This is a genomic window from Paenibacillus sp. NPDC056722 (assembly GCF_042790635.1).
Lineage (GTDB): Bacteria > Bacillota > Bacilli > Paenibacillales > Paenibacillaceae > Paenibacillus_AQ > Paenibacillus_AQ agri.
The window spans coordinates 375,494-398,131 of record NZ_JBHTYV010000004.1 but is presented as its reverse complement, the minus strand read 5'-3'; the positions used below and the strand labels follow the sequence as shown (position 1 = coordinate 398,131).

Here is a 22,638-nt window from a genome sequence, read left to right as displayed (position 1 = left end):
TATGAGTGAAGTAATCGGAATTATCGGGGCTATGGATGAAGAAATTGAGTTGATGCTGAAAGAAATTAAAGACAGTGAAACAGTAGTCAAAGCAGGCATCAGCTACCACGTGGGTACTATTTTCGACAAATCTGTAGTGCTGTGCAGATCCGGAATCGGCAAAGTTAATGCAGCGGTCACCACACAAATCCTGCATGATTCCTTCGGGGTATCCAAGGTCCTGTTCACAGGCGTAGCCGGTGCAGTACACCCTGATCTGAACATTGGAGATATCGTGATCTCCTCGGAATGTATGCAGCATGACATGGATGTCACACCGCTTGGTTATCAAAAAGGGATCATTCCGGATCAGGAAGTATCCTCATTCCCTGCGGATGCTGGCCTGATTGCACTGGCTGAAAAGTCCTGCCGTGAGCTGAACTGTCACTACGAGATCGGGAAAGTATTGTCCGGGGATCAATTTATTGCTAGCAGAGAGGTAGTAGCTTCGCTGAGACAAGAAATGGATGGCGCTTGTGTCGAAATGGAAGGAGCGGCGGTTGCTCAGGTGTGCTTCATGAACAATACACCTTTTGTTGTTATCCGCTCCATGTCTGACCGTGCTGATGGCTCTGCAGAGGTTAACTATAAAGAGTTTACCATTGAAGCTTCCCAGCGCTCCCATGCTATTCTGGCACAAATGCTGCAAGCCCTGTAATTTCTGCTAGCCCTTAATACATGAACCGCTGCCTGAAACGGACGCGGTCAAAGGTTTCCTGTGAGGACATCGGTACCTCCCGGCCAATGCGCACCATGAGGCAATTGGCCGGATGGGAACAAATCTCTGGATCATCCGTCGCATACCATACCATATCTACGGTTTTCATCAGCCTCTCCATCATCTGCCGGTAGCCCCACACATCCAGCCCGCTACCCTTCAAATCCCAATGCCAATAATATTCTGTAGTGAATACAATGCAGTTCTCCAGCTGTTCCCCTTCAAAGGCGGTGGAAATCATCAGCCTGCCAAGACCGGCTCCGCGATATTCGTCGGCAACCTCAATCGCTCCCAGCTCGACAAGATCTTTCATACCGCCCTGAGACCACAATTCCATTTCGTCAGGATAATGAAAAGTTACATAACCTATGATAATTCCTTGATCTACTGCGGCAATAATACGTCCTTCAGGCAGTCCGGCAATCTCGATTAATGCTTCTAGCTGCTCCGAAGGCTTGCGAAAGGCATCCAGATCACGGTGAATGTCCAGCTCTTTGATGTCCTCAGGTGACAAGGGACCGTTAACTGTGAGTGTTCTGCCGTTATAACTGAGGGAATGGCTAACCGGAATCTTGCGGTGCTCCATAACCGACTCCTTTCAAAAACATTATAAAATATGGAATGTAACCGTTTGCTGTGATATACTGATTCAGACATAAAATATTCACAAATGCTGCATTGACATCATTAATTATGAAAGAAGTCTTACCCTTAAAGCTTAATTCAAAGAAGTGAGGGAGGCAAGAGTGATGGGTCAAGTCCACAGCGAAATTTTGCCGGGGCGTGTACAAAGCTCCAATATGCCGGATTATGCCCGGGCAGTAGCCGATTTTCGCTGGGAGGATGTGCACAGACATTTCTCCTGGTTTGAGACCGGCAAGGTCAACATGGCCCATGAAGCGGTGGATCGGCATGTACAGGAAGGACGGGGAAACGCCACAGCGCTGCTCTATAGCGATGCTGTACGCGCGGAAAGGTATACCTTTGCTGATCTACGGGAGCGGTCTAACCGGTTTGGAAATGTGCTACGGAAGTACGGAATTGGCAAAGGGGACAGGGTGTTTATTTTTATGCCGCGCCAGCCTGAGCTGTACTTCAGTTTGCTAGGTATTTTAAAAGTCGGAGCCGTGGTGGGTCCGCTCTTTGAAGCGTTCATGGAGACGGCTGTCAAGGACCGGCTTGAAGACAGTGGAGCCGTAGCGCTGGTAACAACTCCTGGACTGCTTCACCGGGTGAAACGGGAGGAACTTCCAAACTTGCGTCATATTATTCTGGTGGGAGACGGCCCGGATGCTTATGAGGGAATCTTGCGCTATGAGGAAGAAATGTCCCAGGCATCACCGGAGCTGGAACCGGAATGGCTTACGCTGGATGATGGCTTGATTATGCACTATACTTCAGGCTCTACGGGCAAGCCCAAAGGGGTCTATCATGTACAACGAGCAATGATACAACATTATTATACAGGTCAGGTAGTGCTGGATTTGCGTCCGGACGACATCTACTGGTGTACCGCAGATCCTGGATGGGTCACGGGGACGTCGTACGGGATTTTTGCCCCATGGCTAAACGGAGTGACGAATGTGGTCCGGGGCGGCCGCTTCAGTCCGCAGGACTGGTATAAGACGATTGAACGCAATGCTGTCACGGTATGGTACAGTGCGCCAACGGCTTTCCGCATGCTGATGGGAGCTGGTGAGAGCCTCCTGCAGGACATTGATCTAAGCAGTCTGCGCCATGTCCTGTCTGTTGGAGAGCCGCTCAATCCAGAGGTGGTTCGCTGGGGCGACAAGTTCTACAATCAGCGTATTCACGATACCTGGTGGATGACGGAGACCGGCGCACAGCTGATTTGCAACTACCCGGCCATGGACATCAAGCCAGGCTCGATGGGCCGTCCATTGCCAGGTATAGAAGCTGCAATCTTGGATGACAAAGGTAATGTGTTGCCGCCGTATTCCATGGGAAATCTGGCGATCAAGACGTCCTGGCCGTCCATGATGAGTACTATCTGGAACAACCAGGCCAAGTATGAGGAATACTTCCGTATTCCGGGCTGGTACATCTCGGGAGACTCGGCGTACATGGACGAGGAGGGCTATTTCTGGTTTCAGGGCCGGATTGACGATGTCATCAACTCTTCGGGTGAGCGGATCGGCCCGTTCGAAGTGGAGAGCAAACTGGTGGAGCATCCGGCGGTAGCGGAAGCCGGTGTCATCGGCAAGCCGGATGTGACACGAGGCGAGATTATCAAGGCCTTCATCTCCCTGCGCGAGGGCTACGAGCCTACAGCAGCGCTGAAGGAGGAAATCGCGGCTTTCGTTAAAGCAGGGCTCTCAGCCCACGCAGCGCCGCGTGAGATCGAGTTCAGGGAGAAGCTGCCGAAGACTCGTTCCGGCAAAATTATGCGGCGGGTGCTCAAAGCCTGGGAGCTGCATCTTCCTACAGGTGACCTGTCAACGATTGAGGATTAGAACATATCGTTTGCACATAAAAACACCGTTCCTTTGACAATCAGGAACGGTGTTTTTGGTATGCTCTGAAAGGCTTCCGTAATTAAACCAGTTGCATAAGCAGTGAGGTCTTTAGTGGGTAGTTACGCTGCCTGTATTGGCACCGGTTCCGCCCGCGGAGTTGCCGCCGCTGTTATTCCCCGGATTGGCGCCTCCCGCAGGTGGGATGTCTGTACTTCCTGGTTGCTGTAAAATCACACCGGGATCATCCGGACTGCCTACCTCTGGGTTATCAGAGCCTGGAGTAGGCTCACTGCCGCTATCCGTGGGTTCAGGTAAATCTGTCGGTTCCGGTGTAGCGATCGGCCCGCCAGCTATAGTGCCCGAAGCCGTCTCATGTCCGCCTACATCTACTGCAGTGACATAGAAGGTAGCATTGGCGCCAGCCGGTGTGCTTGACTGGAATACGGTGCCTTCACCTACTGACAATACCGCTTGCTTCTGGAAGGAACCGCCGTTCAATGAACGGTACAGGCGATAGCCTACAACATCCGGCGAACCGCTTGGCGTGAAGGAGATTACCGCTTTGCCAGTGCTGTAAGACACATTGACATTACCCGGAGGGGTTGGCGGATTGCCATCATCTACACGTGGATCTACCTCAGTTGGCACATCGCTCTTCGCATCCGCCGGCATGTAATAGGACAGCGATTCATGATCTTTCATTTTTGTGAAAGCGGCTAGCAGTTCTTTAACCAATTCTTGAATTGGCTTTTCGCGTTTCACAACAATTTTTTCTCTCAGGAAATCATCTGGCGTCCCATCATGCGGAATATAGTTGACGCCGTTATAGGTGATATATCTGGCCTTGGAAATGCCGTCATCACTGGTGGTTGGTACATATTTGGCATTGAACAAATCGGTATTAAACCGATCAGTCAGGCTAGTCGGAAGCTTGCCGCTGTAAGCAGACACTGTTTTCTTCACAATGCCTTCCGGCTGTGTGAATTTATCGGTGACGAAGAGATCAGGCTGTTTATCAATGACCGCATTCATGACCTTAGCCCACAAGGATTGCGCCTGGCGTCTCTGAGTGTCGCCTTGCAGTGTGTTGATCTGCTCTTTGTAGCCGACCCACATTCCGAGTGTTACATCAGGCGTGTAGCCCATAAACCAAACATCCGCATAATTTTGCGTGGAGCCGGTTTTGCCGACGATCGGAATATCTTTGAAATGCTTGTATTTGCTTTTGACAGTGCTGGCCGTTCCGTCTGTAATTACAGTACGCAGCATATCCGTCATGAGATAAGCAGTCTGCTCGGAAAATACCTGTTCGGGATTAACCTTGTGCTGATAGACAATTTTTCCCTCCGAATCGACGATTTTATCGATCATGTAGGCATCATTAAAAGCACCCTTGTTGCCGATTGCCGAATAGGCATTAGTCAATTCTTCGACCGATACACCATAGCGTAATCCGCCGAGAACCCCTGTTTTGGCACTGTAATCCTGTTCCTGAATCGTTGTAATACCAAGCTTCTTCGCAAAAGCCCAGGCATTATCAATTCCGACCTTGTCATTGAAGAGCTTTAGAGCCGGCAGGTTGAGTGATTTGTTCAGTGCATATCGGGCGGTGACAAGACCCTGGTAACGATTATTGGAGTTCTTGGGGATGTGGAAGCCTTTCCCGCCATCTTTCAAAATAATCGGAGCATCATCCAGTATCCCCGCTGGCTGAATCAAACCAGCATCCAGGGCCGGCAGATAAGCCGCGATTGGCTTCATGGTGGACCCCGGTTGACGAACCATCTGTGTAGCATAGTTCATCTGCTCAATATTGAAATTGCGTCCTTCGATCATCCCGAGAATGGCCCCGGTCTTGTTATCAATCATCATACCCGCGGTCTGTTCGACTCCCTTGGTTTTACTGTCCTTGGTGAAGTTCGAACTATCCTCGGAGATGCTATGCATCGCGCTATATACCTTCTTGTCAATGGTAGTGTAAACGCGGTACCCACCAGTCATCAGCTGCTGCCTTGCTGCTTCCAGAAGCTGTTTGTTGTCTGTAGGGGTTTTGCTCGTGCTTGTACTTGTAGTTGTACTTGTGCCTGTGCCTGTGTTATCCGTCTTGTTCTGATTTAGTGACAGAAGAATCTCCGAAGCTTTGCGTTCGGTTTCGAGCATCAGGTACGGGTAAGTAGCGTAAGCTTTCTTGGTGTACGGAGCCAGCGAGCCCTTGATGTCAAAGGTCAGCGCTTCATCATACTGGGATTGTGTAATCTTGTTCTCTTCGAGCATCCGGCGCAGTACAAGCCGCTGGCGGTCCATGGCCCGGTTAAATGCAGTTTCATTGAACTCACCGGTGCCGCTGAATGCGGAATAGGCAGAAGGAAGCTGCGGAAGTCCTGCCAAATAAGCTGCCTGAGCTATATTCAGCTTATCCAGATTATCCTGACCGAATATTCCCTTGGCTGCAGCTTTGATCCCGTATACGTTGTATCCGTTGGACCCGTTGCCGAATGGTACCTTATTAAGATAAGCTGTTATAATTTCTTGTTTGGACAGGAAGCGCTCCAAGCGCAGTGAGAGCAGAATTTCCTTAACTTTGCGATCTTCTGTTTTGTCCAGATTAAGGAATACGCGTCTGGCCAGCTGCTGGGTAAGCGTACTGCCCCCGGTCTGAACGGATTCGTTCAGCAGCTTCTGCTTGATGGCACGTAGAGTACCGTTGAGATCTATCCCTTTATGCTGGTAGAAATTATTATCCTCGATCGCGAGGACCGCATCAATCACAATCTGGGGAATATTATTGTACTCAACCAGCCTTCGGTCTTCTTCCGTGCGAAGCTGGCCAATCGGTGAGCCGTCACGGAAATAGGCAAATCCGGTGATGGCGTTCTGGCTGACTTGCTGCTGGATAAACTGTTCGGAGCGAACCGGGTCACTTTTCACGATAGATGTAATATAACCGGCCATTGCACCTCCGGCAAACAGAATACCCAATACGCCGAGAATGAACATCCATTTCACGACAGAACCAAATCTACGAAGCCAGGATCTGCGGGTGGGACGCTTCTTGGCGTTTTTTTTCTTGTTCTCCTCAACCATCGACGATAATCCTCCTTTTAACGGAACTATTATAGCACAAATTGACGATTTTGAATGCGTTCCCGTTGTAACCTGTTTTCGGAAGCTGAACAAAGCGAAGCTACAGGATCCAAAATTTGATGTTACGGTGCAGGAGGGTGGTGTAATACAAGTGGGGAAGATAAAAAATTGCGAAACTGATATTGGTTCAAGGAGAGGAGTGAAGACAGAAGAAAAGACAGAAGAAAAGACAGAAGAAAAGACAGAAGAAAAGACAGAAGATAGGATTACAAAACAAGGTGTGTGCTCAAAATATGGAGGCATCGGGTTCCCTGAGATAACAAAAAGCCCCCGGATAAATCCGGAGGCTTTCAGCATACTCGCCGTAAGCGAAATATTAACGGTTGTAGAACTCGACGATTTGTTTCTCATCGATATCCTGGGACAGTTCAGCACGCTCTGGCAAACGAATGAATTTACCTTCGAAAGAAGCGTCAGAATATTCCAGGTAACCTGGAAGGTGGGAACGGTTAGCAAGAGCTTCCTTGATGGAAGTCAAGCCTTGGCTTCTTTCACGAAGACCGATTACGTCGCCCAGTTCCAAACGGTAAGAAGCGATGTCAACTTTTTTGCCGTTAACAGTTACGTGACCGTGGGATACCAACTGACGTGCACCAGCACGGGAGTTAGCAAAACCAAGACGGTAAACGAGGTTGTCCAGGCGGCTTTCAAGCAAGAACATGAAGTTTTCGCCCGCGATACCTGGAAGCTTTTGTGCTTTGGTGAAAAGAGTCTTAAACTGCTTTTCGCCCAAGCCGTACATGTGACGCAGTTTTTGTTTTTCCAAAAGCTGCATTCCGTAGTTACTTACTTTTCTGCGTTGGTTAGCGCCGTGTTGTCCTGGTGGGAAAGGGCGTTTCAGGTCTTTGCCTGTACCGCTAAGGGAAATGCCCAGACGGCGGCTGAGTTTGAATTTAGGTCCGGTGTAACGTGCCATGTTATAGTAGACTCCTTTATAATTGAAATTTCAGGTTAGGGCCTATTTGCGCCGCTTAACGTATGTAGTGGAGGTTTAATAGGTCCACACTGTCGGGGAAGTTCAGCCGCTGCCCTGACAGTAACGATAAGCGTGAGGGTGACACAACGTTACGCCCAAGTAAAAGACCATTACAGTCTTGTTCAACAATAAATATTATATGAAAATAACAGGTAAAGTCAAGCAGAGATTAAAAGTGAATTTGTCAATCTTTGTCGATAGTTCTTTGGTCCTAAAAAAAATCCCGGAATTATGGAAAATATAATGCATTACCGAGAAAAAGAGAGTAAAATATAACCACTTAGATGTTACCGGAAAGTGCGTATTTTAATTGATTTGCAAAGGGGATCCTCTTTATGTCAGAACAAGAAGCATGCGGCCACCGCAGCAATCGTATGCTCTTACAGGACAATGTGCAATCAGGCGGAGATTCGCAAGATCCTGCCGCCTGGCTGAGGGAAACAGATATCGTATCCCACGATCTCCCTTATGCAGCCGATTTGATTGCCGAAAGCTTCCATGAGTGGCAGGGAGGACAAGCTATCCTGCCATTTGCCGCTGCATGGGAATGGTGTGTCCTGAATTTTGAAGCCAAATGGATAGAACATATAAATGAAGAGCAGGAACGTCTAAGAGCGGTATGGGAGGAGACGGGGAGGCACAGTCTTGCCTCCGGACACCCAGAGGTTCTCTCCATCCAGGAGGATGGGGAAGAAAAGATCATCCTGACGATCCCGGTTGTCACGCGCACTCGAGGGGAGATTTTCGCTCTGCTCGGCTGTATGATGCCGACAGCGCAATATGCAGCCGGGGGCAGACATATAGCTGAAGCCATGGCACAGCATTACCGGACTTGTTTTTACCATCAATTTGAGCATGTATTTGTCTCTGATTTGGCAGGGGTTCACTTGCATGCCGAGCGGGAGAGCAACCGGCGTTCCCTGTTGTTCCAGATCGTCCAGCGGATGCATGACAATATTGATGTGGATGCGGTGCTGAGCGAGGTGATCAACAGTATCTCTGCTATGTACCCGGGTGCACGTCTGGACTTGTTCATGTCACAGGATCACCGGAGCAGCCACCCGCAGGTGAAGCCGCTGCCGCTGCTCTGGACGAGCGATGATGTATGTGCAATCGCTTTTAAAGACGGCAGGGTAGCTATTCATACAAGTGGAGAAGGCGGGCGTTTTGTAGAGATTGGACTTCCACTTGGTGGAAAACAGGGGGTATACGGCGTATTTCATATGGTGCTGGATAACCCGGATTTTCCCGATGTTGACGTACGGTTTCTCTCCATGGTGGCAGATACGGCCGGAACGGCCTTTGAGAATGCGAAGCTGTATGAGCGCTCGAACCAACTCATTCGTGAGCTGCGCATGAGCAATGAGCTTACACAGCGGTTGAACCAGAGTCTGCGGCTAGGAGACATTTTCCAATTTGCATTCGAGGAATTGCTGGAGATGTTCGAGGCGGATTACTGCTGCATCATGCACCTGAATGAAGAGAAAGGCGGTCTTGAGGTGATCGCCTGCAACTATACACCGCTACTGAATGAGATTTTGGAGGTAGGGGGAGGACTCGGCGGCCAAGTGTATGCTACCGGGGAGTCTCTGATCCTGTCGGATTATTTGGAGAATTCAAAGGTAAACTCAAAACTGATGGAGGCCACCGGCTCACAGTCACTTATTGCGACACCGCTGTATGTAGGCGGAGAAATCCGTGGTGCCATCATGCTGGCGCACCGGGAGACTCACTATTTTTCCTATGACAATTACAGACTGCTGCAAGCAATGGCAGGGCATATTGGACTCGCAGTGGGCAATGCCCGGCTGCATGCCGAGGTACGACGTTTAGCGAATCGGGATACCCTGACCGGTCTGTATGCCCGGCATTATTTGGACGAAGTGATTCAGGAGAGGCAAACCACCGACTTCTGCGGAACGCTGATCGTGGTAGATATCGACCAGTTCAAAATGGTGAATGATACTTATGGCCATCAGCAAGGGGACAAGATTTTGAAGCAGGTCAGCGAAATCGTGAAATCCTCGATCCGCCAAGGCGATATAGCTGCAAGGTGGGGCGGTGAAGAGTTGGCGGTCTATCTCCCCCAGCTTGGCGTGCAGCAGGCCGCTTATGTGGCTGAGCGTATCCGTAAACGGGTCCAGGAAGAGACTGGACCAGCCGTCACCGTCTCCTGTGGCATCGCTGAATGGAGCTGGACGGATGACCGTGTCAGTGTGGAGTCTCTGTTCTACCGGGCCGACATGGCCCTGTACGATGCGAAGAACAGTGGTCGTAATCGAGTGGTGACGGACAAGAAGAAATCGGAAGAACGATTGAAGAATCCTTGAGGCGCTGCCTCAAGGATTCTTTTTGCATCAGGAACAATTCCGTATAGATAAGGTGAACAAAAGAAATTAACAAAGAGCGAGGAGGAACGAAGGGGAAGGTTTGGAACTGTAGGAGCGATAGCGAACGCCTTTGTTCCCAGATTTCAACCGCTAGAAGCAGTTTGAAAAAAGAAATCTGGGGACAACAGCGGCCGAAAGTCCAAACATTCACCGTAGTGACGACCGAGCCTTACGTTCAGATCTTAAGTCATCTTATATAGATGGCATAAGTCCGTGGGGCAGAGAGAACCCTAACTACTGATAACAATTAACTTTCAAATATGAAAGGATATAGACCATGAGGAAAAGCATAGCTTATAGCGGAATGATCGCAGTAATGTTAGTTGGTATTCTGGGCAGTGGCTGCACGGAAGTAAACAATAAACCGGCACCAAAGGATTTATCGCTGGCGCTGGCCGGGATGGCAGGAAGTGATGGGGTCAGCTTCGAAGGATCAGCCGCGCTGCTGCGAGAGGGGGAGACGACGCCTGCGCTGAGTCAGTATTATGGAGGCAAGATGGAGAACCATAATCAGCTTAGCCTGTACACACTGCTTCCGGACAAAGGAACTTCCAAAACGGCCGCGACAGAAGGTATTCGGAAGCTGGAGAAGAATGGTGCGACAGCTCGTATTCATTCCGGGGAGAAGTCTTATTCCAGCAAGCTTGAGAAGCGGGAGGGCCAGTGGCAAGAGCTGTCCAAGGCCTCCGGCAACAACGAAGACAATCCGCTCCCCCGATTGAACCCGCTGCTTCAACTGGAGCAGTTGAAGGATGTGGACAAAACGGTTACAGAAGAGACCGGTGCGGCCAGGGGCACCAGGGTTTTGCGCATACAATTGACCCCGGAAGCAGCGCGGGCGCTACTGTCCAGAGAGCTGGAACAGGAAATGAATTCGTTCCGTCCTACTAACAGCAGCGTGAAGGCTAAGAATACGAATCAGGCCAAAGCAGATAAGGCAATTGAGGCTTTATGGCAGAAAAAGAACAACGAGATGAAGCAGCAGCTTACTAAGGCTAACGTAAAGGCTGTGTATCATTTGACCGTGGACAAGAAGCAGAATCTGCCCCGCAAGCTGGACTGGACCAGAACAGTTAGCTATGCGAACGGGAAGAAACCGGGGGACCAAGAGTCTTTGGTAGTACAGGTCAATTTCTACGGGTATCATTAAAGCTGCAAATGACATGAGGCCTTGCGCTCTATAACGGTCGTGCTACAATAGTAAAGCTTGCTTATTTACGCTTCGAAGAGGAAGGAAGAGAGAAAGAATGAAAGATCCTAGAATTCAAAAGCTGGCGGAAAACCTGGTAGGCTATTCCGTGAACGTCCAGCCGGGCGAGAACGTGCTCGTCGAAATGATTGGCAACGAAAGAGATTTGATTAAAGCAGTTGTGGAGGAGGTCGGTAAGGCCGGAGGCAACGCTTTCGTACAATTGACTGACCGTACCGTCCTGCGCAGCATGCTGAAATATGCAACCCGTGAAAGTCTTCAGACTTGGGCCGAGATTGATCTGAATCGCATGAAGCAAATGGACTGCTATATTGGCATTCGTGCCGGCGAGAATGTTAATGACTTGGCGGATGTGCCTGAAGAAAATATGAAGTTGTACAATTCCCTGTATTCGCACCCGGTACATAGCGAGCAGCGCGTCAAGCACACCAAATGGGTGGTTCTGCGTTATCCGAATGCCAGCATGGCTCAGCTTGCCAATACGAGCACAGAAGCATTCGAGGACTTCTATTTCGAAGTGTGCAATCTCGATTATGCCAAGATGGACAGAGCGCAGGATGCACTGGCTGATCTTATGAAAAAAACCGATAAGGTACGCATTGCCGGCCCGGGAACGGATCTTTCCTTCTCCATCAAAGGCATCGGTGGAGAGAAATGCTCCGGACAGAAGAATATTCCGGACGGAGAAGTTTACACAGCCCCGGTTCGCGATTCGGTCAACGGAACAATCAGCTACAATGCAGCTTCCATCTACAATGGAGTTACGTTTGAGAATGTGAAATTCACTTTCCAAAACGGTAAAATTGTAGAAGCCACCAGTAACGATACCGCCCGGTTGAACGAAATTCTGGATTCCGACGAGGGTGCTCGCTATATCGGGGAGTTCGCTATCGGCTTCAATCCGTACATTCTGCACCCGATGAAGGATATTCTGTTCGACGAGAAGATCGCCGGCAGTCTGCACTTCACCCCAGGTCAGGCCTATGATGTAACTGATAACGGCAACCGTTCCTCCATTCATTGGGATCTGGTGCTGATTCAACGTCCGGATTACGGCGGCGGAGAAATTTACTTTGATGATGTTCTGATCCGCAAGGACGGTATCTTTGTAATTCCGGAGCTGGAAGGTCTGAATCCGGAAAACTTGAAATAAAATGTAATAAAAAGAAAATCCCTTGCACAAGTAAGCGGATTCAAGGTATCATGGAATGGATTAGTATCTACTTAGTTTATAATAAGTTTCGGAGGGATTCCTATGTCCAGTAACAATGCTGCAATCGTGGAAATTGCTCAAACGGCGAGCCAATTTAACTCTTCTATCGTTCTTCAAGCGGACAACAAGTACATTGATGTTAAAAGTATCCTTGGTTTGTTCACTACTTTGGTTTCAAGCCAAAGCTATGAGCTTCATGTCCATGGAACGGACGCTGAAGAAGCTAAGAAGGCAATGAGCGAAGTATTCGCGAAGCACGGTCTGAACTTTTCAGTAGTCGCGGAGTAAAATAATGGATGGTTGAGGACGTCCTGCCGTTAGCGGCGGGGCGTTTTTTTATATGTATATAAAATGAACTATAAAATTTAACTAAAGGGAAGCGGAGTGGAGGGGGATTTTGGAATTGTAGGAGCCACAGTGGCCGGAAGCCCAAACATTCTCCGCAATGACGACCTAAACCCAGGTGAGAATCCTAAGTTCAATCTATGTATATCCTTATATTTATAAAACTCAGGCTCCACTTTACGGAGCTATTTTGATATAATAGGGCTGATTTTCGAATATACCAAACTGAATTCTTGTATTGGAATCCGATTTCGACTAATATTAAATAAAATGGCAAAAGCAGCAGTAACTTTTGGACATGGGGGGGAAGAAGCATGACTTCATCAGATTTGCAGGAACAGCTTAACCTTAAAGCGATCACTCTTCTACAAGAAGATGCCGATAAAATTCAGAAGCTCATCGAAGTACAGATGGAGAATTTGGCCACACGGTACTGCCCTCTCTATGAGGAAGTGCTGGATACCCAAATGTATGGTTTCTCCAAAGAGGTCGATTTCGCCGTCCGTGCAGGACTGGTGCCTGAGCTTACTGGCAAGCAGCTGGTGAGCAAACTGGAGCGTAATCTGGCCGTATTGTATGAAGCTCTGAACAACAAGGCTAACTAGGGTCACAGGTTGCAGCCGTTCTATCGGACAAGATCATTTATCCGAAAATGATAAAGCGCACACGAGGGAAAGGGGATTCCTCCTGTGCGCTTTTTTGTTGCATATGTGAAGCTAAAGTGGCTGTGTCTACACCAAATAGAAGGAAACCCCTAGAATCAGGTACACCGCAAGGAGAAGCAATCCCTCATACCAGTTGGTGGCCCCATCCTGCGTAATGGACTTAGCTATGAATACAGCGACTGCGATGGCCACAATCTCAATGGTTGTGAACACAATATCCATGGTGTTGCCCATGAAATAACTCGCGAAAATCAGCACTGGTGCAACAAAAAGTGATATCTGCAGACTGCTGCCGACGGCGATCTCGACAGCCGCGCCGATCTTGTTCTTCATGGCGAGCAGAATGGCTGCGCTATGTTCCGCAGCATTTCCTATAATCGCGACCAGGAAGGCACCTACGAACAGCTCACTGAAGCCGAAGCGCTCGGTCAAGGTCTCCAATGTGCCAACGAGCCACTCACTGACAAAAGCGACCATGACGGTAGCTAGAATCAGATACATAATGGATTTGCGTTTGGACCAAGCAGGAGCATGCTCATTGGGCAGTTCTTCCGCTTTATCTTCGGTGACATCCGCTAAATATTTCTTATGAGTGATCATTGAGAAGAGGAGCCAGGCGATGTAGGAGACAATCAGGATTCCGGCAACCACGAGACTGAGAACATCTGTATCTTTTGCCGTAATCGAGTGTGTGTTGAAGAACATGGCGGGTACGAACAGGGCGATGACGGCGACAATCATCAAGGAGCCGTTCATACCGGCAAGGGTGACATTGAAATTCTGCACCTTGTACTTCATGCCGCCAGCAAAAATGCTCAGGCCTAGCACGAGTAGCAGATTACCAATGATCGAACCCGTGAGGCTTGCCTTAACCATGTCGAACAGGCCTTCCTTCACGAGGAAAAATGCGATGATCAGCTCTGCGGCGTTTCCGAAGGTCGCGTTGAGGAAGCCGCCCAGCCGTTGTCCCGCATAATGGGCTACACTTTCGGTAGCCCGGCCCAGAAAACCGGCCACGAATACGACTGCGACCGCCGACAGAATGAACTGCAGCGTATGGTCCCAGCCCGCATAATGTCCGATGGCGCTGAGGACAAAAGTGACCACCAGCAGCACCGGGGATATCCATTTTTTCAACTTAGGCACTCTCCAGTCTACGTATGTATGTTGATTTCTTAATCAATATACCCAAAATGTTCCACTCTGTAAACGGAGATGCGAGAAAGTCATTTGCTTTTTAGCCTGTTTTGGAATTACAATAATTGATATTGAGTGTAGGGGGGATATGGCATGGCAGAACAACTTCAACTGGAAAATGGGAATATACGGATTTCAAACGACGTCGTCTCGAAAATTGCCGGGCTGGCAGCCTTGGAGACTCCTGGGATTGCAGCCATGTCCGGCGGTTTGTCGGAAGGCTGGGCGAAGCGCCTGAGCGGCAAGAACGTGCAGAAGGGTGTTACCGTTGAAGTCGGACAGCTCGAAGCGGCAGTCGATTTGCGGATTATCGTCCTCTATGAAACTCCGATTCACGAAGTGTGCCGGATGCTGCAGCAGAACGTACGCGAAGCTGTGGAGAGCATGACAGGCCTTCACATTGTTGAAGTAAACGTCAAGGTTGAAGGCGTAGCGTTCAAGAATGACGAAATTTCCTAAGAACGCTGCAAATCATTAATGAAGTAGTGTATTCAGGGCGTAATTGCCCAAGGAAGGAAGAGGGTCTTCCGAGCCGAATGAGGCTTGGGGGACCTTTTTCTTATGTTTATGTCGATGGATGAAAAAAAGTGTCCCGCCAGCTTGTCCTGAGCTGAGGAACACTTTTAGATCCGTTGATGCGTTTGCTTGACGGTTCATACGTAATCAAAGCAATTAGCGACCACGGACTTCTCTGAGTTTTCTTACAGTGGTTACAGACTTGGTGACTTCCTCTTTAGCCGGCCGGTTGGTCTCCCGGGAGATGTTGAGCATGATACCCATAGACATCATGGTCATCAGCAGTGAGGAGCCCCCGTAGCTGATGAAGGGAAGTGTTACACCGGTGAGCGGAATGGCCTTGGTGACCCCTCCGATGTTGATGAAGGCCTGGATCGCAATCATCCCCATGACGCCGATGCCGACAAGCGTCCCGAACGGATCGGTACACCTGAGGGCAATCATAATCCCTCGCCAAATGAAGAAGAGGTAAATAAGCAGGAACACGAGTGTCCCGATAAAACCTAGTTCTTCGCCCATGACGGCAAAGATAAAGTCCGTCTGCGGATTGATAAGGTAATGGAGCTTTTGCACGCCTTTACCTAGTCCAGCTCCGCTAATTCCGCCCTCACCAATAGCTGTAAGGGATTGAATAATGTTATATCCGTCTTTGGTTGGGTCCTGGAACGGATCTAAGAAGGCAGTGATACGGCCCATTTTATAATTCGTCGCCAATTTCGTTTCAGGTGCAGGCGGGGACAACGAATCGATGGCCGCCTTGGCACCGAGTACAATTCCAACACCCAGCACAAGCAGGGCAATCGAGCCCATAATATGCTTCATACTGGCGCCGCCTGCATAAATGACCAGTCCGCTGGTAGCAACGAGGATCATACATGAACCGAAATCAGGCTGCATCATGATCAGACCCGCTACAATTCCAACGATCACCATAACCGGAATGTAACCGGTCCGAAGATCCCGAAGACGTTCTCCTTTTTTGGTAATCAGGGCAGCAAGGTAGAGAATGATCGATATTTTAGCTAGCTCGGTAGGCTGAATTCCTAGTCCCATGATGCTAAGCCAGCTACTTGCGCCATTGATTCGTTCGGTAGAGGCCACGAATAGAAGCAGAACGAGAGTAACCAGGAACATAGGTGCGTACCATTTTTTAAATTTGCTGTAGTGGATATTCATTGTCACGAACATGGCGAATAATCCCAAGACAACCCATATGATCTGACGTTTAACGAAGTAGAGCGGATCATTTTTGAAGAATAGACTGGAGCTTGCGCTGAAGACCATGATCAGTCCGAAGCCGACAAGCAGCAAGGTCAGAATCAATAACAGGAAGTCGGGTGTTCCTCTTTTGGGCAGGTTGACTTTGGCATTCGTCTTTCCCTTACGGTTACTCAAGCCTCAAGCAACTGCTTCAGTTCAAGGATCCGCTCAGCAGCAATGTCCAGCACAGGCTGCGGTACCGGTGATTCGTATTCCAGTCCATGAGGGAAGGTTGCTTTGCCAAGGTATACAGCCTCAATAGCGAGAACCGCATCGGGCTTCTCTAACTTGCCCTCCACTGCGCGTGTGTTGACACGTAGGAAGTATTCTCCGCCGTTATTCCGGTCTTCAATCTTGCAATCGTATGTAGCCCGGTAATATTCCCATTGCCAGCGAATGAAACCTGCCTTTTCTGCACTCTCATCCAGATAAAGAAGGTCGCTTCTTAAGCCTACGAGACCCGTGTTCTCAAATATCATAGCGCACTTTTCCCCCTTATGAAGTATAATGATTAATTCGTTTATCCGCTTACAGACGTTCATTCTCATGATAGTATGTTTCCAGAGGTTCTGCAAGACAGGGTTTAGCCATACATACCCAGTTTTTTTGGTTTCTGCTACAATAGAAGAAATATAGCCGCTTAGGCAAGGTGGCAGCAAGGCAATAGGCTGTCATCCCTTGTCAGGCCCGGTTGTCTAGGAAGGGAATGGAGCAGGCATGAAGCAGCCAACAGTTGAAGCATTGATGAACGATATGGTGAAGTGGCGCCGTCATCTGCACAGCCATCCTGAGCTGTCATATCAGGAGAAGGAAACATCATCTTACGTTGCGGCCAAGCTGGAAGGCTTCGGCATTGAAGTCAGAAGAAGTACCTCAGGTTACGGCTTAACAGGGATTCTAAAAGGGGCTCGGCCCGGTAAGATTGTTGTACTCCGTGCGGATATGGATGCATTGCCAATACAGGAAGAGAACAAAGTGGAATATGCCTCGACTAAGAACGGGGTTATGCATGCCTGTGGTCATGACGGGCATACAGCAATTTTGCTAGGGGCAGCAGCCTACTACAGCAGCAGGCGCAGCGAACTGGAGGGGGAGATCCGCTTTCTTTTCCAGCCTGCCGAGGAAGTGTGTCCCGGCGGCGCGGTTGGTATGATTGCCGAAGGTGTGCTGGAAGGGGCAGATGCTGTTTACGGACTACATCTGTGGACGCCACTGCCTGTAGGAACCGTGGGCAGCGCCCCGGGACCTTTGATGGCGTCAACGGATGAGTTCTTTATCACCATCAACGGTAAAGGCGGTCATGGCGGCATCCCGCACCGTGCGGTAGACAGCATTGTTGCGGCTGCAGCCCTGGTGACACAGCTCCAGAGCATCGTTAGCCGATCTGTTGATCCGCTGCGCCCTGCGGTGGTCACTGTGGGCACCATTCAAGGCGGGACCGCCCAAAATATTATTGCGGAGCAGTGCCGTATAACAGGGACGGTTCGAACCTTTGACGATGAGAGCCGTCAGCTGATTCGGCGCAGAATTGAAGAGATAGCGTTGGCCGTCGCAGCTACATATGGAGCCGAAGCGAAAATTGAGTACATGACGGGTTACCCGCCGCTAGTGAATGACGAACAGGAATTCAGCCGGTTTAAGTCAACAGCACCTGGAGCGCTGGGTGAAGAGGTTCAGGTTGTGACGCTGGAGAAATTGATGCCAGCGGAGGATTTTGCCTACTATTTGCACCATGTGCCTGGCTGCTTTATGTTCGTGGGAGCAGGTAACCCCGGCAAGGATGCCATATATCCGCATCACCACAGCCGATTTGATTTTGACGAGGATGCTATGCTGCACGGCATCAAGCTACTCATTGCCATGACGGATTCCCGGCTTAAAGAAACAACTGGAGAATAATGCTGTCCTCAGCTGGACAACCTAATCGCGAAACATGCGAGATTTTAGGAGGGATTCCAGTTGAAGACAATCAAGGAAGTCATGACGGCGGGACCAGTGACAGTTACGCTGAAGGATAATATTTATGAGGTTGCTGTCAAAATGAGAGACAATGGTACCGGCTTTATTCCTGTAGTCGACTCAGAGGGCAGTAATCAATTGATCGGTGTAGTTACAGACCGTGATCTTGTCATTCGGGGGTATGCAGCTAAGCATTCAGGCTCCACTACTGTAGAGACGGTGATGAGCAAGGAGCTGCGCACGGTGACAGAGGATACTTCGGTAGATGAAGCTGCTGAAATTATGGCTGCGGGACAGGTTCGACGTCTGCCTGTAGTCAGCGGCAAGAAGCTGATCGGCATCGTGTCGATCGGCGACCTAGCCGTACGGAATATCTTTGCCAATGAAGCGGGAGAAGCACTTAGCAGCATCTCGCAGCAGACCTTGCATTAAATACTCATACAGGAAGCTCATGTCCGTGTTCGCGGGGGTGGGCTTTTTCCTGTTAATCAGACAGCAGAGTGTGTACATACTGACCATAGAATAGTGTAATGCGAGGAGGGATGGTTATGAATGAGACAGGGTCCTGTATTGTACGTAGGGACCGAACGGTGCTATTGGATTGCGCTCATCCAAACTCTCAGACGGCGGGACGGAAATTGGGAGTGTTCGCCGAGTTGGTCAAGAGTCCGCCAGCTTATCATACTTACCAAATCACACCTTTGACCCTGTGGAATGCAGCGGCGCTTGGGGCTACCGCCGATAACATTATTGAACAATTGCATAAGCTCTCCAGATGGGATATTCCGGCGGGATTAGAGGAGGAGATCAGGCTTCTTCTGTCCCGGTATGGAAAATTGACGCTACATAGCTCGGCCCGAGATCCGGGGGATATCGTCCTTAGAAGCGAAGAACCTTTGCTGCTTGATGAGCTGATGGGGAGCAAAGGGCTGGAAGGTATGGAGCTGTGTAGGACGGGAGCTCTGGACTTATCCTGCAAGGCGGTGTTTCGGGGAGATTTGAAGCAGGAACTGACCCGGCTCGGATATCCTGTTCTCGATTATGCCGGATACCATGAAGGACAGGCGCTGCAGGTAAAATGGCGGGGTGAGGGAGAGTACGGCATCCCGTTCCGGCTGCGGAATTATCAGCAAGAAGCGGTGAAACAATTCCAGGGTACCGTCGGCAGCGGGGGGAGTGGTGTAGTGGTACTGCCTTGCGGAGCTGGGAAAACGGTCGTTGGCATGGCCGTGCTGGAGGCTCTCCAATGTGAGACGCTGATTCTTACCTCCAATACCACTTCTGTCAGGCAGTGGATAGAGGAGTTAGAACGCTGTACGAATTTGACGGAAGATGAAATTGGTGAATATTCGGGGGAGAAACGTCAGGTTCGCCCGGTAACGGTTGCCACCTATCAAATTCTTACCCACCGCCGTTCCAAAGGCGGACCGTTTCTTCATATGAACCTGTTCAATGAACGGAACTGGGGACTGATTATTTACGACGAGGTTCACCTTTTGCCAGCCCCGGTGTTCCGGGCGACGGCAGATATTCAGGCTACACGTCGTCTGGGTCTGACTGCAACTCTTGTGCGGGAAGATGGGCGGGAGGGGGATGTATTCTCCCTGATCGGGCCGAAGCGTTATGAGCTTCCCTGGAAGGTGCTGGAGCAGCAGGGCTGGATCGCCTCTGTGGAATGTACGGAAATGCTGGTCCCGATGAATCCGGAATGGAGGAGGGAGTACACCTATGCGGGGAAAAGAGAGAAGTTCCGGCTTGCGGCTGTGAATCCAGCCAAGATAGATGCGGCCTCCCGGCTGCTGGAGGCGCATCAAGGGGCGGGTGTTCTGGTCATCGGACAGTATTTGGAGCAGCTGACCCAGCTCTCGGCTGTCCTGGGAGCGCCGCTCATTACCGGGAAGACCCCGCAGCGGGAGCGGGGGGAACTGTACGCGGCATTCAACGAAGGCACCCTCCCTGTGCTGATCGTGTCCAAAGTTGCGAATTTTGCTGTCAATCTGCCGGATGCTTCCGTTGCTATTGAGGTGTCTGGTGCTTTTGGGTCCCGGCAGGAGGAGGCGCAGCGGCTGGGGCGCATTCTGCGGCCAAAGGCAGGGGAGAACAAGGCGTATTTCTATACGCTGGTATCCGGGGACAGCCGGGAGCAGGAATTCGCCCGGCAACGCCGGATGTTCCTGACCGAGCAGGGGTATGAGTATCAGGTGCGGGTCGAACAACCGTCCGGGGAGGAGATGACATGAAGGATTTGACGCCCGACGCGCTGGAGCTCCTGGGCAGACTCTGCGCTGTGTATGGTGGTCAGCCTTTCGAAGAGGGGAAAGAAGAGCAGCTGCGTCCCGCATATCTTAGCCGAGCGGAGCAGCGGCTGGCGCTCTCCGAGCTGCGCCGGGCCGGGCTGCTTATGGTCCGGCAGAAGCTTTGGGGGGAGAAGCTGTACCATATCCCGGCAGAGGTACTGGATGCCGTGTCACTCCACTTCTACCCCTATAGCCCGGCTCCGCTTGCGGCCGGTGATGTAAGCCTGTCGATGGAAGCCAGACCGGGACTGTCCGGGGAGCTGTTCCGGGCGCTGCTGTTCACCGCCCGGGAAGGACTGCCCGTGACAGCCAAGGGCAGTATTCACAAGAAGCAAGTCAGCCGGCTTGCTGCACAGCTGTCATTTGGAGACGGGCATCTGCAAGGCCTGACAGCGCTTAGTCCGGATCTGGGCCAAGGCCTTGGGCATGGACGAGGGCATGAGCAACTGCAACGGCCAGGACAACGGTCAGGATTAGCACGAGAGCAAGGACGAGCATTAGGTCTAGGGCGGGTTGAAGAAAAGAGAGGTGGGCGAGACCAAGGGTTAGGTAAAGACCAAGTAATCAGTCAAGCTATAGACCAAGTCACAGGTCAAGTTAAAGGTCAGGCTACGGGTAAAGCGATAGGCCAAGGCAAAGGCCAGACCGCAGGCCAAACCGCAGGCCAAACCACTGGTACCTATCCTCTTGCTGTGACGGTGATAATGGACCTCATGCTGAGCCTCGGGCTGATCAGCCATCAGGAGCCGGGCTATATACTGGAGCCGGATGTACTGAGGAACTGGCTGCAACTGCCGGAGCCGCAGATGGTCAGCATCCTGTACGAAACGGCAGCTGAACGTTACGGCAGCCGGGAGCCGGTCCAGCAGCATTTCCGGCTGCTGATCTCCCGCCAGGACTTTTTGCCCGGCCAGTGGTATGCTCTGGCCGGGGTGCAGGACTGGCTGGCGGCGATGAATCCCGCCGCCTTGCTTGAACGGCCAGTTCTGGAAGCGGCCTGTCTCGCTTGGCTGCGCGCTCTGGCCGGCTTTGGCTGGGCCGAGCTGGGCAGCTTGCAAAGCGGGGAGCTATGCTTCCGCTGGACGGCCGCCAAGCCCCAGCTACAAGGCGCCCGGCCAGCTCCTGCGGGTGCAGCGGAAGAACAGCCTCCGGCGGCTTCCTCTATTGTCCAGGCCCCGCTACAAGGCACCCGGCCAGCTCCTGCGGGTGCAACGGAAGAACAGCCCCTGGCGGCCGCCTTCATTGTCCAGCCCGACTTCGAGGTGCTGGTTCCCCCCGAAGTTCCATATGCTATGCGCTGGACACTGGCAGCCTGTGCAGAGCTGCTCCAGTGCGATGTGCTCTGGAGCTTCCGCCTGACCCGGGAGATGCTGGAGCATGCCGCGGTTCAGGGGATGCCGCCCGGAGAGGTTATCTCCTGGCTGCAGGGTCATACGCCCGGTGGGCTCCCAGAGCAGGTGGAGTATTCACTGGAGCAGTGGGGCCGGGGGATCGGCCGTACAGTCATAGAGGATGTCCGGCTCCTGTCCTGCCTCAGTGAAGTAGAAGCAGAGATGATCGCCGCCCATCCCCGGCTGCACGACAAGCTCACCCGCCTTGGTCCGCTGCATTTTCTGGTTCAGCGGGAGCAAGAAAAGGATGTGCACCAGGAGCTGGCGGAGGCAGGCCTCGCGCCGCAGGGAACGATCAATGGGCGGGAGCCGGAGCAGGCGGCGGAGATGCCGCTGTATCACCGGGAAAGGGAAAACAGCCCTGCGGCCTATGCTGTGCCACCTTGGGAGCAGGGACTGTTGTCTGCGGTGACGGGAAATACACTTCGCCATTTACCTCTCGCTGATCCAGAGCCGGAGGCGTCATTCCTCATGGATGAGGGGCAGGTGCCATCGATGTGGAGCCGGGAATGGCGGGCCTATCATGGCACGACGGCAGAGAAGGTGATGGAGCAGGGATTGCGCTGGGGCGTGAAGGTGCGTATTTCATTGCAGGGGCAGGAATGTCACTTCATTCCTCACCGTATCCAGCGTAATCCATGGCGCGTGACCGGTCATCTGCTGCGGAATCTGGGCCGTGAAGTGGAAGAAATGGAGTTGACAGCATCAGCGTGGAAGGAAATACAGCTTATTCTACCAGCCGCCGCTAGAAATTCCTCTTCTGCTGGAGCAACCGGTTATGTTATGATAGAAAAGTCTACTGCTGATGGTAGAACATTAACACAGAAGTGAGTTGAAGTTC

18 protein-coding genes are annotated in these 22,638 nt (G+C 51.1%); 12 read left to right on the top strand and 6 right to left on the bottom strand.

What is annotated here, in order from left to right; translation table 11 throughout:
• The first annotated feature begins 1 nt into the window (after position 1).
• Positions 2 to 697, top strand: coding sequence for a 5'-methylthioadenosine/adenosylhomocysteine nucleosidase (locus tag ACFRAM_RS13255; RefSeq protein WP_379466243.1), 696 nt, complete (start codon positions 2 to 4; stop codon positions 695 to 697).
• A gap of 13 nt (positions 698 to 710) precedes the next feature.
• Here ACFRAM_RS13255 and ACFRAM_RS13250 read toward each other — a convergent pair whose 3' ends face one another.
• Positions 711 to 1,343, bottom strand: coding sequence for a GNAT family N-acetyltransferase (locus ACFRAM_RS13250; protein WP_379466242.1), 633 nt, complete (start codon positions 1,341 to 1,343; stop codon positions 711 to 713).
• Between the two features lie 163 nt (positions 1,344 to 1,506).
• On the opposite strand from ACFRAM_RS13250, the gene acsA reads away from it, so the two are divergent.
• Complete coding sequence (gene acsA / locus ACFRAM_RS13245; RefSeq protein WP_379466241.1) at positions 1,507 to 3,231, top strand: acetate--CoA ligase; 1,725 nt, start codon at positions 1,507 to 1,509, stop codon at positions 3,229 to 3,231.
• A 111-nt stretch (positions 3,232 to 3,342) separates the two neighbouring features.
• Here the strand turns inward: acsA and ACFRAM_RS13240 are convergent, their stop codons facing one another.
• Together ACFRAM_RS13240 and rpsD are read right to left on the bottom strand one after the other, a co-directional pair.
• Positions 3,343 to 6,318, bottom strand: coding sequence for a transglycosylase domain-containing protein (locus ACFRAM_RS13240; protein WP_379466240.1), 2,976 nt, complete (start codon positions 6,316 to 6,318; stop codon positions 3,343 to 3,345).
• A gap of 376 nt (positions 6,319 to 6,694) precedes the next feature.
• Positions 6,695 to 7,294, bottom strand: coding sequence for a 30S ribosomal protein S4 (rpsD, locus tag ACFRAM_RS13235; protein ID WP_066370830.1), 600 nt, complete (start codon positions 7,292 to 7,294; stop codon positions 6,695 to 6,697).
• 395 nt (positions 7,295 to 7,689) lie between these two features.
• Between rpsD and ACFRAM_RS13230 the strand changes: the two genes are divergently transcribed.
• From ACFRAM_RS13230 to ACFRAM_RS13210, 5 genes are all read left to right on the top strand, one after another.
• Positions 7,690 to 9,684: a sensor domain-containing diguanylate cyclase gene (locus ACFRAM_RS13230; protein WP_379466239.1), complete on the top strand. Its 1,995-nt coding sequence runs from the start codon at positions 7,690 to 7,692 to the stop codon at positions 9,682 to 9,684.
• Between the two features lie 337 nt (positions 9,685 to 10,021).
• Positions 10,022 to 10,894: a hypothetical protein gene (locus tag ACFRAM_RS13225; protein ID WP_379466238.1), complete on the top strand. Its 873-nt coding sequence runs from the start codon at positions 10,022 to 10,024 to the stop codon at positions 10,892 to 10,894.
• A gap of 97 nt (positions 10,895 to 10,991) precedes the next feature.
• Complete coding sequence (locus ACFRAM_RS13220) at positions 10,992 to 12,107, top strand: aminopeptidase (protein ID WP_379466237.1); 1,116 nt, start codon at positions 10,992 to 10,994, stop codon at positions 12,105 to 12,107.
• A gap of 102 nt (positions 12,108 to 12,209) precedes the next feature.
• Positions 12,210 to 12,455 carry an HPr family phosphocarrier protein gene (locus tag ACFRAM_RS13215; RefSeq protein ID WP_175374537.1) on the top strand — a complete coding sequence of 82 codons (246 nt, stop codon included), beginning with the start codon at positions 12,210 to 12,212 and terminating at the stop codon, positions 12,453 to 12,455.
• Positions 12,456 to 12,826: 371 nt separating this feature from the next.
• A complete protein-coding gene (locus ACFRAM_RS13210; RefSeq protein ID WP_066370804.1) occupies positions 12,827 to 13,117 on the top strand; it encodes an Fpa/YlaN family protein in 291 nt (96 codons plus the stop codon).
• Positions 13,118 to 13,243: 126 nt separating this feature from the next.
• Here ACFRAM_RS13210 and cax read toward each other — a convergent pair whose 3' ends face one another.
• The gene (cax, locus tag ACFRAM_RS13205) at positions 13,244 to 14,314 is read right to left on the bottom strand and encodes a calcium/proton exchanger (RefSeq protein ID WP_175374538.1); all 1,071 of its coding nucleotides are present in this window, start codon (positions 14,312 to 14,314) and stop codon (positions 13,244 to 13,246) included.
• Positions 14,315 to 14,467: 153 nt separating this feature from the next.
• Here cax and ACFRAM_RS13200 point away from each other — a divergent pair, with 153 nt between their 5' ends.
• On the top strand, positions 14,468 to 14,833 hold the full coding sequence (locus ACFRAM_RS13200) for an Asp23/Gls24 family envelope stress response protein (protein ID WP_175374539.1): 366 nt from the start codon (positions 14,468 to 14,470) through the stop codon (positions 14,831 to 14,833).
• A 213-nt stretch (positions 14,834 to 15,046) separates the two neighbouring features.
• Here the strand turns inward: ACFRAM_RS13200 and ftsW are convergent, their stop codons facing one another.
• On the bottom strand, positions 15,047 to 16,285 hold the full coding sequence (gene ftsW, locus ACFRAM_RS13195) for a putative lipid II flippase FtsW (protein WP_379466236.1): 1,239 nt from the start codon (positions 16,283 to 16,285) through the stop codon (positions 15,047 to 15,049).
• Entirely contained in the window at positions 16,282 to 16,629 is a 348-nt protein-coding gene (locus ACFRAM_RS13190; RefSeq protein ID WP_175374540.1) for a YugN family protein, read from the bottom strand. The genes ftsW and ACFRAM_RS13190 overlap by 4 nt, the downstream gene beginning before the upstream one ends.
• Positions 16,630 to 16,867: 238 nt before the next feature.
• On the opposite strand from ACFRAM_RS13190, the gene ACFRAM_RS13185 reads away from it, so the two are divergent.
• The 4 genes from ACFRAM_RS13185 (at position 16,868) to ACFRAM_RS13170 (ending at position 22,628) form a co-directional block, all read left to right on the top strand.
• Positions 16,868 to 18,049 (top strand): M20 family metallopeptidase, encoded by a 1,182-nt coding sequence (locus ACFRAM_RS13185; RefSeq protein ID WP_379466235.1) that lies wholly within the window; start codon positions 16,868 to 16,870, stop codon positions 18,047 to 18,049.
• 60 nt (positions 18,050 to 18,109) lie between these two features.
• A complete protein-coding gene (locus ACFRAM_RS13180; protein ID WP_379466234.1) occupies positions 18,110 to 18,541 on the top strand; it encodes a CBS domain-containing protein in 432 nt (143 codons plus the stop codon).
• Between the two features lie 116 nt (positions 18,542 to 18,657).
• Positions 18,658 to 20,349, top strand: a complete 1,692-nt coding sequence (locus ACFRAM_RS13175; protein ID WP_379466233.1) for a DNA repair helicase XPB — start codon at positions 18,658 to 18,660, stop codon at positions 20,347 to 20,349.
• Positions 20,346 to 22,628 (top strand): helicase-associated domain-containing protein, encoded by a 2,283-nt coding sequence (locus ACFRAM_RS13170; RefSeq protein WP_379466232.1) that lies wholly within the window; start codon positions 20,346 to 20,348, stop codon positions 22,626 to 22,628. Before ACFRAM_RS13175 ends, ACFRAM_RS13170 begins: the two co-directional genes overlap by 4 nt.
• The last annotated feature ends 10 nt before the right edge of the window (positions 22,629 to 22,638 follow it).